The sequence below is a fragment of the Rhizobium sp. AN73 genome, from assembly GCF_030757975.1.
GTDB classification, from domain to species: Bacteria; Pseudomonadota; Alphaproteobacteria; order Rhizobiales; family Rhizobiaceae; genus Agrobacterium; species Agrobacterium arsenijevicii.
The window spans coordinates 741432-755757 of record NZ_JARWME010000001.1 but is presented as its reverse complement, the minus strand read 5'-3'; the positions used below and the strand labels follow the sequence as shown (position 1 = coordinate 755757).

General features: G+C 59.3%; 8 protein-coding genes and 2 pseudogenes. 1 reads left to right on the top strand and 9 read right to left on the bottom strand.

The annotated features are described in order from the left end of the window. Positions 1–23 precede the first annotated feature (23 nt). The 9 genes and pseudogenes from RBH10_RS03255 to RBH10_RS03215 all read right to left on the bottom strand — a co-directional run bounded on the left by RBH10_RS03255 (position 24) and on the right by RBH10_RS03215 (position 13696). Positions 24–512 (bottom strand): MaoC family dehydratase, encoded by a 489-nt coding sequence (locus RBH10_RS03255; RefSeq protein WP_045015690.1) that lies wholly within the window; start codon positions 510–512, stop codon positions 24–26. A gap of 54 nt (positions 513–566) precedes the next feature. Then, a complete protein-coding gene (glgX, locus tag RBH10_RS03250) occupies positions 567–2522 on the bottom strand; it encodes a glycogen debranching protein GlgX (protein WP_306180413.1) in 1956 nt (651 codons plus the stop codon). A gap of 214 nt (positions 2523–2736) precedes the next feature. After that, the gene (locus tag RBH10_RS03245) at positions 2737–4365 is read right to left on the bottom strand and encodes an alpha-D-glucose phosphate-specific phosphoglucomutase (protein WP_281039049.1); all 1629 of its coding nucleotides are present in this window, start codon (positions 4363–4365) and stop codon (positions 2737–2739) included. A 4-nt stretch (positions 4366–4369) separates the two neighbouring features. Then, a pseudogene (gene glgA / locus RBH10_RS03240) lies at positions 4370–5811 on the bottom strand (glycogen synthase GlgA). A 5-nt stretch (positions 5812–5816) separates the two neighbouring features. Beyond that, positions 5817–7079: a glucose-1-phosphate adenylyltransferase gene (glgC, locus tag RBH10_RS03235; RefSeq protein WP_045015694.1), complete on the bottom strand. Its 1263-nt coding sequence runs from the start codon at positions 7077–7079 to the stop codon at positions 5817–5819. Positions 7080–7100: 21 nt separating this feature from the next. After that, a complete protein-coding gene (gene glgB / locus RBH10_RS03230; protein WP_281039051.1) occupies positions 7101–9308 on the bottom strand; it encodes a 1,4-alpha-glucan branching protein GlgB in 2208 nt (735 codons plus the stop codon). Next, positions 9308–11771, bottom strand: a pseudogene (locus RBH10_RS03225) (glycogen/starch/alpha-glucan phosphorylase). The gene glgB and the pseudogene RBH10_RS03225 overlap by 1 nt, the downstream one beginning before the upstream one ends. 440 nt (positions 11772–12211) lie before the next feature. Further along, positions 12212–12982, bottom strand: a complete 771-nt coding sequence (locus RBH10_RS03220; protein ID WP_281039053.1) for a class II glutamine amidotransferase — start codon at positions 12980–12982, stop codon at positions 12212–12214. Further along, positions 12983–13696: an aspartate/glutamate racemase family protein gene (locus RBH10_RS03215; RefSeq protein ID WP_281039054.1), complete on the bottom strand. Its 714-nt coding sequence runs from the start codon at positions 13694–13696 to the stop codon at positions 12983–12985. 168 nt (positions 13697–13864) lie between these two features. Here RBH10_RS03215 and RBH10_RS03210 point away from each other — a divergent pair, with 168 nt between their 5' ends. Next, on the top strand, positions 13865–14326 hold the full coding sequence (locus tag RBH10_RS03210; RefSeq protein WP_045015699.1) for an Lrp/AsnC family transcriptional regulator: 462 nt from the start codon (positions 13865–13867) through the stop codon (positions 14324–14326).

Here is a 14326-nt window from a genome sequence, read left to right as displayed (position 1 = left end):
TGAAATTGGGATTTACTTCCCCATCAGGCGTCTTCCGGCCTGTCCTCGGGGTTGAACTGGCTGATGGTGATCCAGCGGGCGGTGAGTGCCGGTTTTTTCTCGTTTTCGATTTCCACCGTCACGTCATAGGTCGTCACCAGCATGGCGGCACCGCGAAAGCGCGCCTCGGCCAAAGTGAAACGACCACGCACCCGCGCGCCGCTTTTGACCGGTGCGACGAAGCGGACGGCGTCAAAGCCGTAATTGATGCCCATGGTCGTTTCGCGAATGCGGGGCAGGGCATCGTAATTCAGCGCCGAAAGCAGCGAAAGCGTCAGGAACCCATGTGCGATGGTGCCGCCAAAGGGGCTTTCCGCCTTGGCGCGTTCCGGGTCGGTGTGGATGAACTGATCGTCCAGCGTCGCTTTTGCGAAGGCGTTTATCATTGACTGGTCGACGGTAATCCAGTCGGAAACGCCCATTTCCGTGCCGACGAGATTTTTCATCTCTGCCAGCGCTATGTCCTTTGCCATGTTACCTCTTCTCGGTTGCCTCGCGGAACTTATAAAGGAGCCGGAGCTAAGCGATCAACCGCGCAGATAAAACACCACCGAGCGGGCAGGCAGGAAGGCCGGATTGCCGAAATCCGTACCGACCGCGTGCCAGTCGTCGCCCGGCAGCGTGAAGGGCACAATTTCCCGGCTGCGGTTGATGAGCACGGCAAGCTCTGCGTCGTTTCCGGTCTCGTGGTCCGGGGTTGAAAGAACCATGGCGAAGGCCGGCATGTCCGGCCTTTCCCATTCCGCGACCGTCATCGGTTTTCCGCCGGGCGCAAGCCATGTCACATCGCCATTGCCGGAGAGAAACTCGGTTTGCGAAAAGACGCCAAAGCGTTTGCGAAGTGCTGAAAGAAATGCCGTGTGGTCAGTCAGTTCCGGGGAGAGCGACGACCAGTCGACCCACGTTATCTCATTGTCCTGGCAATAGGCATTGTTGTTGCCATGCTGGCTGCGGCCGCCCTCGTCACCGGCGGTCAGCATCAATGTACCGCGGCTGACGAAAAGCGTGGAGAGCAGTGCTTTCACATCCGCAAGCCGGGCGGCAAGGATGGCCGGGTCGTTGGTCTGGCCCTCGTAGCCGTTGTTCCAGGAGTGGTTTTCATTGTGACCATCGCGATTGTTCTCGCCGTTCTTGTCATTGTGCTTGTGCTCGTGGCTGACGAGATCGAACAGGGTGAAACCATCATGAGCTGCAAGGAAATTGACGCTGCGGCTTTTCGAACGATCGTGGCGGGAAAAGATCGGTGAAGACCCGGAAAGCGCATTGGCCAGTGCGCCGGTCGTTCCCGCATCGCCGCGCCAAAAACGGCGCATGTCGTCGCGGGCGCGGTCATTCCATTCCAGAAAGCTCTCGGGGAAATTGCCGAGCTGGTAGCCGCCGGGGCCGATATCCCACGGTTCGGCGATCAATATGCGGTCGTAAAGCACGGGGTCGGAATGCATGGCGGCAAGCGTTTCGCTGGCCATATCGAAGCCGTTGGCCGTTCTTCCGAGTATGGGCGCGAGATCGAAACGGAAGCCATCGACGCCGGCACTCAAAACGAAATGTCTGAGCAGATCGATGATGAGCTGGCGAATATAGGGGTGGTCGCAGGCAACCGTGTTGCCGGTGCCGGTGTCGTTGACCAGTATGCCGGGCTTGCCCTGCGGGTGCCGGAAGGCGGTGAGATTATCCAGCCCGCGCAGCGACAGAATGGAGCCGGCGCTGTCGCTCTCGCCGGTATGGTTGAAGACCAGATCGAGAATGACGCCGATGCCCTGCGCATGCAGCACGGCAACCGTGTCGCGCAACTCCTTCACTCCGCCGGGGCAGAGGCGCGGATCGAGCGCCATGAAACCGACGGGATTGTAGCCCCATGCATTGGAAAGGCCGAGCGGCGGCAAGTGGCGCTCATCGATCCATGCGGTGATTGGCATCAGTTCCACCGCATCGACGCCGATTTTTTTCAAATGCGCGATAATGGCGGGATGCGCCAGCGCTGCCACGGTGCCTCTCAGCCCTTCCGGCACTTCGGGATGCAATTTGGTGAAGGATTTGACTGAAAGTTCGTAGATCAGCCCGCCTTCAGCAAAATGCGGCGGCTGGCGCCTGACGGGTTCGTATTGCGACAGGATGGCCTTCGGCATGATCGCGCCCGTTTCTTCGCCAAAGGCAAAAAGCGCGGGATCATGCCGGAATGGCTGGTCTATCTCCGTGGCATAGGGGTCGAGCAGCAATTTGGAAGGGTCGAACCACAGGCCATGTTCAGGGGCATAAATGCCGTCGGCGCGATAACCATATCGCGTGCCGGCCCCGGCTTCAGTGACCGTCAGCCGGTGAATGTCATCCTCACCACGCGTCATCGTCAAACGGGCCGTCTCTTTTTCACCCGTTGCATCAAAAAGGCAAAGGTCGATCCGGGAGGCGTGCCGCGAATAGACCGCAAATTCCGTTCCGTTTTCCGTCTGGGTCGCGCCTTTGGGGAAAACGGATGGTTTCTGCATGGTCTGTCTCTCCGGGGGATGGTTTTTCTCCTCCGCAAAGGGAGAAGGCGGTCCGCGGGTATCACGAGATGGCCTTGCGGCCACCTCAGAGTTTCAGAGGTGCAAAAACCTCTCTTCCGTCATCCTCGAGCTTGACCCGAGGATCCATAACCTGCTGAAATCGAGCATCCTCGGGTCAAGCCCGAGGATGACGTTGAGTGTGGCAACCAAACCCTTACGTAATAACGCTCGGTTCGTTGCGGCCGGTATGGGCCTTGATGCCGGCGATCGTATCGGCGACGGAGATCAGGTCGGCGAGGGCCGTCTGTGTTTCGATACCGTGACGGGCGGCGTCCGCCTCATAGCGCTCCACGTAAAGCCTGAGCGTTGCTCCCGCGGTGCCGGTGCCGGAAAGGCGCAACACGATGCGCGAACCGCCTTCGAACAGGATGCGGATGCCCTGATTCTTGCTGACGGACTGGTCGACCGGATCGTTATAGGCGAAATCGTCGGCAGCCGCGACCTTGAGATTGCCGTAGCTGGTGCCGGGAAGCGTGGCGAGTTTTTCGCGCAGGATGGCCACAAGCGTGTTGGCCGCGTCCGAATCCACTTCCTCATAATCGTGGCGGGAATAATAGTTGCGGCCATATTCGGCCCAGTGCTTGGTAACGATATCCTTCACGCTTTCCTTGCGCGCGGCAACGATGTTCAGCCAGTAGAGCACGGCCCACAGGCCATCCTTTTCACGCACATGGTTCGAACCGGTGCCGAAGCTTTCCTCGCCGCAGATCGTCACCTTGCCGGCATCCATGAGGTTGCCGAAGAACTTCCAGCCGGTCGGGGTCTCGTACATGCCAAGTCCGAGCTTTTCGGCAACACGGTCGGCTGCCGCACTTGTCGGCATGGAACGGGCGATGCCGGAAATGCCGGCGGCATAACCGGGGGCCAGCCTTGCGTTGGCGGCGATGATCGCCAGGCTGTCGGACGGGGTGACGAACATGCCCTTGCCGACAACCATGTTGCGGTCGCCGTCGCCATCCGACGCTGCGCCGAAATCGGGACCTTCCGGGCTCATGACATCGTCATAAAGCTCCTTGGCGTGCACGAGGTTCGGGTCGGGATGGTGGCCGCCGAAATCGGGCAACGGGGTTGCGTTGCGGACCGAACCCTTCGGTGCGCCGAGGCGTTTTTCGATGATTTCCACCGCATAAGGGCCGGTAACGGCGCTCATGGAATCGACCACGACCTTGAAGCCGCCGGCGATCAGGGCGCGAATGGCGGCAAAATCGAACAGTTCTTCCATCAGGGCGGCATAATCGGCGACCGGATCGATGACATCGACCGTCAGCTCATCCACCTTGAAGCTGCCCACCTTGTCGAGATCGATGTCGGCGGCGTCGGAAATTTTGTAGCTGTCGATGACCTTCGAGCGGGCATAGATCGCATCGGTGATCTTTTCAGGTGCAGGACCGCCATTGCCGATATTGTACTTGATGCCGAAATCTTCGGTCGGGCCGCCGGGATTGTGGCTGGCGGAAAGCACGATGCCGCCAAAGGCCTTGTATTTGCGGATGACGTTGGAGGCGGCGGGGGTGGAGAGAATGCCACCCTGACCGACGAGCACCTTGCCGAAACCGGCAGCGGCGGCCATCTTGATCGCCTTCTGGATGACTTCGCGGTTATAATAACGGCCATCGCCGCCGATCACCAGTGTCTGGCCTTCAAAGCCCTCAAGCGCGTCGAAGATCGACTGGATGAAGTTCTCGGCGTAATTTTCCTGGGCGAAGACTGGCACCTTCTTGCGCAGGCCGGATGTGCCCGGTTTTTGGTCCTGGAAGGGCGTCGTCTGAACGGTCTTGATCATTGTTTCAATGGCCTCTCGAAATAAGCTGGCTGTAAAGCGCGGCGTAGAGAGCGGCGCTTTTTTCCCAGGAAACATCGGATTTCATCCCGAGTTTCTGCATTTGTGTCCACAGTTTCGGGTCGTGATAATAACGGACGGTCCGGCGGATCGCCTGTTTCAGACCGTCCAGCGTGACGGGTGAAAATTGCACGCCGGTCGCCGCCTTGCTGGCGATGGCGGCATGGTTGGCGTCGATCACGGTGTCGTTGAGACCGCCCGTGCGGGCGACGACCGGAATGCAGCCGTAACGCAGCGCGTAAAGCTGGGTCAGGCCACAGGGTTCGAAACGCGAAGGAATGATGATCGCATCGCACCCCGCCTGCATGAGATGTGACAGCGGTTCGTTATAACCGATCGCGACACCGACGCGGCCGTGGTGGCGGGATGCCGCCGCCAGAAGCGCGCCTTCCAGCGCCACATCGCCCGCTCCAAGCACCACGAGACGGCCACCGAGGGAAACGATCTCGTCCACGGCTTCCGCCATGAGGTCGATGCCCTTTTGCCAGGTCAGGCGGGAAATGACGCAGAAAAGCGGGCTGTCGTCATCATCGATACGGAAATGTTCGGCGACGGCCTTCTTGTTCAGGGCACGGTTCTTGAGGTTGGCGGCGGAATAATTGTCATGGATCAGATGGTCGGTGGCGGGGTTCCAGACATCGGCATCGATACCGTTGACGATGCCGTGCAGCACATGGGCGCGGCTGCCGATCACCCCTTCCAGCCCCATGCCGAATTCCGGGGTCAGGATTTCCTCTGCATAGGAGGGGCTGACGGTGCTGAGTGCGGTCGCCGTCTGCAAGCCGCCCTTGAGGAAGCTCACATCGTTGAAATATTCGATGCCCTCGATGCCGAAGGCATGGGCGGGCAATTCGAGCTTGCTGAAGATATTGGCACCGAACTGACCCTGAAAGGCGATGTTGTGGATGGTTAGAAGGCTCGGATCTCAGGCGTTTCGGCATAACGCATATAGACCGGGGTCATGGCGGCCTGCCAGTCATGCGCATGCACCATATCCGGCCGCCAGCCGGGGAGGACACCGGCGCCGATACGCGCTGCCGCGAGCGACAGCGCGGCAAAACGCTTCCAATTGTCAGGATAATCCTTGCCGGTCTGGCCGAGATAAGGGCCGCCGGAACGCTCGTAATAGGCGGGCGCGTCGAGGATCAGAAGGTCGAGCCCCTCGTGTCGGACTTCGAGCAGCTCGGCTTTTTCGCCAAGCAGATCGGTAAACTCGAAACATTTGACGGGGTCCGTCACGGCGGCTTTCACCGCCGGATATCCGGGTATCAATGTCCGCGTTCTGACGCCATAGGCTTCGAGCGCGATGGGGAGGGCGCCGGCAACGTCGGCGAGCCCTCCGGTCTTGATCAGGGGATAGACTTCGGATGAAACCGAAAGGACATTCATGGGCTCTACAGGTCCAGCTTGTCGATCATCGATTGGGTGATAAGGCAAATGCCGTTTTCCGTGCGGCGGAAACGCTTGGCATCCAGTTCAGGGTCTTCTCCTACAATCAGTCCTTCCGGAATGACCACTCCATGGTCGATGACGACGTTGCTGAGCTGGGCATGGCGCCCGATCTTCACACTCGGCAGTACTACGGCATTCTCAAGGCGGGAGTATGAATTGGCGCGCACGCCTGTGAACAGAAGGCTGCGGTTGAGGGCGGCGCCGGAAATAATGCAATCGCCTGACACGACCGACGACACGGCCGAACCGCGACGGTCCTCATCGTCATGCACGAATTTCGCCGGCGGGGTGATTTCCGCATAGGTCCAGATCGGCCAGGATTTGTCGTAAATATCGAGGTCCGGCACCACATCCGTCAGGTCGATGTTGGCCTGCCAATAGGCATCAATGGTGCCGACATCGCGCCAGTAGGGTTCGTGCTCGAAATCCGAACGCACGCAGGAGGAGGCGAAGCGGTGCGCGACGGCTTTGCCGTGCTCGACGATATAGGGAATGATGTCCTTGCCGAAGTCGCGGCTGGAGGTCGGGTCGGCGGCATCGCGGCGCAGGGCTTCCATCAGGAACTTCGTGTGGAAGACGTAGATACCCATCGAGGCGAGCGCGAAACTCTCATTGCCGGGAATGCCGGGCGGATCGGCCGGCTTTTCGATAAAGTCGATGATCTCGTCTTTTTCGTTCACATGCATCACGCCGAAGCCGGTCGCTTCCATGCGCGGCACTTCAAGGCAGCCGATCGTCACGTCAGCGCCGGAGTCGACATGCTGCTGCAGCATGTATTCGTAGTCCATCTTGTAAATATGGTCGCCGGCCAGAATGACCATATATTCCGGTGCATAGGGCTCGATGATGTCGATGTTCTGGTAAACGGCGTCGGCGGTGCCTTCGTACCATTGCGTTTCGGAGACGCGCTGCGAGGCCGGCAGAATGTCGAAGCTTTCGTTACGCTCGGGGCGGAAGAAGTCCCAGCCGCGTTGCAGGTGGCGGATGAGGGAGTGCGCCTTGTATTGCGTGGCGACGCCGATGCGGCGGATGCCTGAGTTGAGCGCATTCGAGAGTGCAAAATCAATGATGCGCGCCTTGCCACCGAAATAGACGGCGGGCTTTGCCCGGCGGTCGGTCAATTCCTTCAGGCGGCTTCCTCTTCCGCCCGCGAGGACATAGGCCATTGCATCACGCGCCAGGGGCTGAACTCTTTTTTCCGACATGGTGTCCTCCCGTTCTGTCTGTCAGTTTTCCGGTTCGAGCATGATCGTTGCCAAGGGCGGCAGGACGAGCATCGCCCCGATTTCCCCGCCGGCATTGACCGCCTGAACGCGTCCGCCATTTCCCTTGCCGCTGCCGCCATAAATTTCGGCGTCGGTGTTGAGAATCTCCCGCCACCGCCCCGCAAGAGGAAGCGGCACATAATAGTTTTCCCGATAGACCGGGGTCAGATTGCAGATGACCGCCACCGGTTTTTCGCCGGGCGCCGAGCGCAGCCAGGCGAAGACCGAATTCTCGTGATCGTCGACTACCAGCCATTGGAAGCCTTCGGGTTCACAGTCACGGGCGTGCAGAGCGGCTTTCGAACGGTAGGTGAGGTTGAGATCGCGCACGAGGCGGCGCATGCCCTCATGCATCGGATATTGGCGAAGGTTCCAGTCGAGCGATCCCTTTTCGCTCCATTCGCTCCACTGGGCGAACTCCTGCCCCATGAACAGCAGCTTCTTGCCGGGATAACCCCACATGAAGCCGTAATAGGACCGGAGATTGGCGAATTTCTGCCAGTCGTCGCCGGACATCTTGGCGATCAGCGATCCCTTGCCGTGCACCACCTCGTCATGGGAAAGTGGCAGCACGAAATTTTCGGTGAAGGCATAAAGCAGCCCGAAGGTCAGTTCCTGATGGTGGAACTTGCGATGCACCGGCTCACGCGAGAAATAGCTCAGCGTGTCGTGCATGAAACCCATGTTCCATTTGAAGCCGAAACCGAGGCCGCCCTCGTGAACAGGCTGCGACACTTTCGGCCAGGAGGTGGATTCTTCCGCGATGGTCATGACGCCCGGATGGGTGCCATAAACGAGCGAATTCATCTTCTGCAGGAAGCGGACGGATTCGAGATTCTCGCGACCGCCATATTCGTTGGGGATCCACTCGCCTTCCTTGCGGGAATAATCGAGATAGAGCATCGAGGCGACCGCATCGACGCGCAATCCGTCGAGATGGAATTTCTCGGCCCAATAAAGCGCGTTGTTGACAAGGTAGGACAAGACCTCGATGCGGCCGAAATTGTAGATGGCCGTGTTCCAGTCAGGATGAAAACCCTGACGCGGATCGGCATGTTCGTAAAGCGCTGTCCCGTCGAACAGGCGCAGGCCGTGCTCGTCGGTCGGAAAATGCGCCGGAACCCAGTCGAGGATCACGCCGATGCCGACCTTGTGGGCGCCGTTGACGAAACGCGCGAAACCTTCCGGATCGCCGAAACGGGCGGTCGGGGCGTAAAGCCCGGTCGTCTGGTAACCCCAGGAGGGGTCATAGGGATGTTCGGTGATCGGCAGAAACTCGATATGGGTGAAGCCCATATCCGTGCAGTAGGGAATGAGCTGGGCGGCTAGTTCGTCCCAGCTTAAGAATGTGCCGTCCGCGCGGCGCTGCCAGGAACCGGCGTGAACCTCGTAAATGCTGATCGGCTGGCGGCGCTGGTCCACCTGCGCCCAATGTTCCCGGTGGGCCTGGTCTTCCCATTTCTGCGCCAGTTCCGGCGCGGTAACGGAAGCATTCTTCGGCCGCAACTCGCCGCGCCGCGCATAGGGGTCGGCCTTCAGCGGCAGAAGCTCGCCATTGGCGCCGAGGATTTCGAACTTATAAGCGCAACCGGCATAGACGTCAGGTGCGAAGATTTCCCAGATGCCCGTATCCTTGCGGAAACGCATCACATGCCGGCGGCCGTCCCAATTGTTGAAATCACCGACGACGGAGACGCGCCTGGCATTGGGAGCCCAGACGGCGAAGTGGAAACCTTCAACGCCTTCAAGCTTGAGCGGATGAGCGCCCATCTTGTCGAACAGCCGCAGATGCGACCCCTCACGGACGAAATAATCGTCCATCGGTCCGAGAACCGGACCAAAGCTGTAGGGGTCGGTCACCGCCCATTCGGCATCGTCCCGGCATGCCCGGTAACGCACCGGCTGACGGGAAGTGAGATCGACCGGGCCTTCGAAAAAGCCCTCGGGATCGAGCTGTTTCAGCTCGCCGATGAAATTACCGTCGAGCGTGAGGACCGACACCTCTTCGGCACCGGGGATGAAACAGCGCGCGGAAAAACCTCCCGGCGTTTCGTGAACGCCGAGAAGTGCAAAGGGGTTGGAGTGCACACCGCTCTTGATCGCCTCGATTTCAGCCTTTGTAATCGCGCCAGTCTTTTTCTCTTCGGCCGAATTGAGCGGTTTTTTCATCAGGCTCTCCAGATGTCGGCGGCATATTGCCGGATCGTCCTGTCGGACGAGAACCAGCCCATACGCGCCGTGTTACGGACTGTTTTCGCATACCAGCTTTCCGGGTCGCTCCAGATTGCGTCCACCTTACGCTGTGCATCGGCATAGGCGTCGAAGTCGGCAGCGACCATGAACCAGTCGCTGTTGTAGATACCGTCGATCAGCCCCGCAAAGCGCGAGCGGTCGTCGGGCGAGAACACGCCGGAGGCGATGGATGACAGCGCCTGCGACAATTCCGCGGACTGTTCGATGATCGCCCGGGGATTGTGGCCCTCGGCGCGTGCCTTCGACACCTCTTCCGCCGTCATGCCGAAGATGACGATATTGTCCTCGCCGACATGTTCGAGCATTTCAACGTTCGCACCATCCAGTGTGCCGATGGTAAGCGCGCCGTTCAGCGCGAACTTCATGTTGCCTGTGCCCGAGGCCTCCATGCCCGCCGTCGAGATCTGTTCGGAAAGATCGGCGGCCGGAACCATGATTTCCGCAAGCGAGACGTTGTAGTTCGGAATAAACACCACTTTCAGAAGCCCGCGCACGGCGGGATCGTTGTTGATGACCCGGGCGATATCGTTGGCAAGTTTTATGATCAGCTTCGCGTTGTGATAACTCGGCGCCGCCTTGCCTGCGAAGAACTTAACGCGCGGTACCCATTCCAGTTCCGGGTGGGAGCGGATCTGGTCGTAAAGCGCCACCGTTTCGATAAGGTTCAGAAGCTGGCGCTTGTATTCGTGGATGCGCTTGATCTGGATGTCGAACATGGCCGAGGGATCGACGCGGATGCCCATGCGTTGCGCCACGGTATTGGCGAGGCGCACCTTGTTCAGACGCTTCACCTCGGCGAATTTCTCGCGGAAACCGGCATCGTCAGCGAAACGGTCCAGCGCGGTGAGTTTTTCCGCATCGTCGAGGAAATCGTCGCCGATCGCTTCGCGGATCAACCCCGTCAGGCCGGGGTTACACTGCATCAGCCAGCGGCGCGGTGTGATGCCGTTGGTCTTGTTGTTGATGCGCTCCGGATAAAGGCTGTGCAGGTCGGCAAAAACCGTTTCCTTCATCAGCTCAGTATGAAGTGCCGACACACCGTTGATGGAATGCGAGCCGATGAAGGCAAGGTTGCCCATGCGCACACGGCGCTCGCCGCCTTCATCGATGAGAGAGATGGAGCGAGATCTGCTGATCCGGCATCTTCTTTTCCTTGCGGGCGTAGACCAGCGTATTGGCATTGATCGCGTAGACGATCTGCATGTGCCGCGGCAAAAGACGCTCGAGCAACGGCACCGGCCAGCTTTCCAGCGCTTCCGGCAGAAGCGTGTGGTTGGTGTAGGAGAAGGTTCCCTGCGTAATCGTCCAGGCTTCGTCGAATTCAAGGCCATGGACATCGCAGAGCAGGCGCATCATTTCGCAGATGGAAATGGCCGGATGCGTATCGTTGAGCTGGATCGAAACCTTGTCGGGCAACGAGGTGAAATCCGGATATTGCTGCAGGTGACGACGCAGAATGTCCTGCAGGGAGGCGGAGGAGAAGAAGAATTCCTGCCGCAGGCGCAGTTCCTGACCGGCGGGCGTCGCATCGGCGGGGTAAAGAACGCGCGTCAGGCTTTCGGCCTTGTTGCTTTCTTTCAGTGCGCCAATGTGGTCGCCGGCATTAAAGGCGGCCAGCAGAATGGGGTCGATAGGCTGCGCCGACCACAGGCGCAATGTGTTGACGCGGGTGCCGCGCCAGCCGACGACCGGCGTATCGTAAGCCATGGCGATGACGCGTTCGGCCGGTTTCCAGACGAAGCGCTGTGGCTCCTCATATCCGCCGATGGTTTCCACCGATCCGCCGAAGCCGATTTCATAAGAGCTTTCGCGGCGTTCGAATTCCCACGGATTGCCGTGCGCCAGCCAGGTTTCCGGCAGTTCCACCTGCCATCCGTCCGCCATCTGCTGACGGAAAAGGCCGTGCACGTAACGGATGCCGTAGCCATAGGCGGGAATGTCGACCGTTGCCATGGATTCCATGAAACAGGCGGCCAGACGGCCAAGGCCGCCATTGCCGAGTGCGGCATCCGGCTCCAGCCCGGCAATGACGTCGAGATCGACGCCGAGCGAGGAAAGCGCGTCCCTGATTTCCTGCATCAGCCCGATATTGGAGATGGCATCGCGCATCAGGCGGCCGATCAGAAACTCGAGCGACAGGTAATAAACGCGCTTGGAATTGTTGGCATAGGCCTTGCGGGTGGAGGCCATCCACTTGTCGATGATGCGGTCGCGGACGACGAGAATGGTTGCGGTCAGCCAGTCGTGCGGCTTGGCAACCTTGACGTCCTTGCCGATACGGTAGGTGAGGCGCTCGATGATTTCGGCCGCCATGATTTCCGGGTTGGAACTGCGTGGGGCGGGGCGGGGAAGATCGGCGGCGTTTAGATTATTGATCATTGGTCGGTCAGCACCTTGGTGGGAGGAGAGGGTCTGAGAGGTCGATCCGGTTTGCCTTTGCTGATGCCAGTTTATGCATCGATATGGAGGCGTGGCAACAGCATTTTTTGCGGAAACTTGAATAGCTTAGCGTAATGAAAAATAAGACTTTTTCCTCAGCATCCCCATGGATCGCCGAAGGCATTGCCGGCCCTGTGTGCGCCGTTCTTGAACGGAGTGGCGTGGTATTTGCGATGCCGGGCATCGTTCATAAAAGGGAGAGGGGCTGCAATATTTCTGAAATGGTTCACCGGTCCTGAAAACTGTTTCGGTCTATCGGATCACACACTAGCCTTCGCAGCGGAGAGAATTCAATGAAAATAAACGGGGCGGTGCCGCAGCCGCGCCGGCTTGTGGCGGCGGCGGTGAAAAAACGGCTTCGATCACCTGGAAAATGATGTTTACCGCGGGAAAAAAGGTTCAGTCATCATCCCGCCGGCACGGATCGTCACCCGGGTATTGGGCGGAACGGCGCACCAGGGGGTGCAATCGAAGGAGAACGGTTCCGAACTCAGCGCGATGCCCTCTTCAAGTCCGCGCCAGTAAAGCGTCGGCGGCTTGTCGTCGCTTGACCAGCGGAAGGCGTGCAGACAGTCGCCATCCATCAGCACGGCGCTGAACCGCAAGGCGGAAGAAACGCCCGCTACGATCATCTTTTCCAGGCAGAGGCGTAATGCTGTGGAAATGGCCCGGACCGGGTCCGCATCAAGGCCGTGGCCGGCGGCGATCAGGAAGATGGCTTCGCTGTCGCCGGTGCCGCGCCGGGAAGCATAGATATTGTCAGGAATGAGGGAATCGATGTCGCGCCTGATCTGCTCGTAACCGCCGATCTGGCCGTTATGCATGAACAGATATTGCCCGTGCGCAAAGGGATGGCAGTTTGCGCGGGATACTTCGCCTGAGGTGGCGGAGCGGACATGGGCCATGAACATGCCCGAGCGTAGCTGGTGGCAAAGGGCAGCCAGATTGGCATCGGACCAGGCGGGTCTGGTATCGCGAAAAACGCCGGGCGTCCCGCGTTCGCCATACCAGCCAAGACCACAACCGTCGCCATTGACGACGGTTTTGGCTTCTCTTGCGGCCATGGACTGGCTGACCAGCGATGCTTCCGGCTCGATCAGAAGACTGTCGAGCCAGACAGGTTTACCGGAATAGGCAAAGAGGCGGCACATTCATGCGGCTCTGCTCAGGGCCTTGTCTCCGAGCGCAAAGCCAACGGCGGCCTTGGCGTGAATGGCGGTCGAATCGTAACCCGGCAAAGGAAGGGCGTCGGGATCGATCAGCAGGGAAATTTCGGTGCAGCCGAGAATGACGGAATCGACGCCGAGCGCACGGGCTTTCTCGATGACCGACAGATAGCGCTCGCGCGAGCACGACTTGATCTCGCCCTGGCACAACTCGCCGAAGATGATGTCGTGGACGGCGGCCCTGTCTTCCGCATCGGGCACGACCACGTCGACACCGTGGCGGCGCATGCGGTCGGTGTAGAAGCCGTGTTCCATGGTGTAGCGGGTGGCGAGCAGAAGCGGCTTGCGGCGTCCGTCCGCCTTCAGTGCGGCAGCGGTTTCGTCGATGATGTCGATAAGGGCGACGCCCGACATTTTTTCAACGGTTTCCGCAACCAGATGCATGGTGTTGGTGCAGATCAACACGCAATCGGCCCCTGCTGTGGCAAGTCGCGCACCGGCAGCACCCAAAAGCGCGCCGGCTTCATCCCAGCGGTCGGCCTTCTGAAGGGCGACGACCTCGGAGAAATCGAGGGAATGCATGACGATGTCGGCCGAGACCAGCCCGCCGCGGCTGTCGCGCACGGCCTCGTTGATCATGCGGTAATAGGTTGCGGTGGATTCCCAGCTCATACCGCCGATCAGACCGATCCGTTTCATAGGAGTTCCCTTTTCAAGATTTGATTGAAAACAAGAATGCCATTGCTGCCATGAAAACGGCGTGCGTTTTTTTAGCCAATTGAAAGCATCAATGCAAACAGAGCGCGCCATCTATATAAAAAACGCAAGTGTCTTGCGTCATTATCGAGACAGGTGCATTATTAACCAATGATTGATGATCGTGACCGCCGAATCCTTGCGATTCTCCAGGAAAATGCAGAAACGCCGCTCGCCGATATCGCGGATGAGGTGTCGCTGTCGCTTTCTGCCTGCTCACGCCGCATCACGCGGTTGCGTGCGGAAGGATATGTGACGGGCACGATGGCGCTGCTCGATCGGCGGAAAATCAATCTGCCGACCACGGTTTTCCTGCTTGTGAGAACCGGCCTGCATGCGGAGGATTGGCTGGACCAGTTCCATGCCGCCGTCAGCACCATACCGGAGATCGTCGAGGTTCACCGGTTGACCGGGAATTTTGATTATATTCTGAAACTGGTGCTGCCGAATGTCGAATATTACGACACGATCTACAAACAGCTCCTCCGGCGGGTCCAGCTTTATGACATGTCCGCCTATATCTCGATGGAAACGGTGAAGCTGTCGTCGTCCCTGCCAACGACGCATATTTGA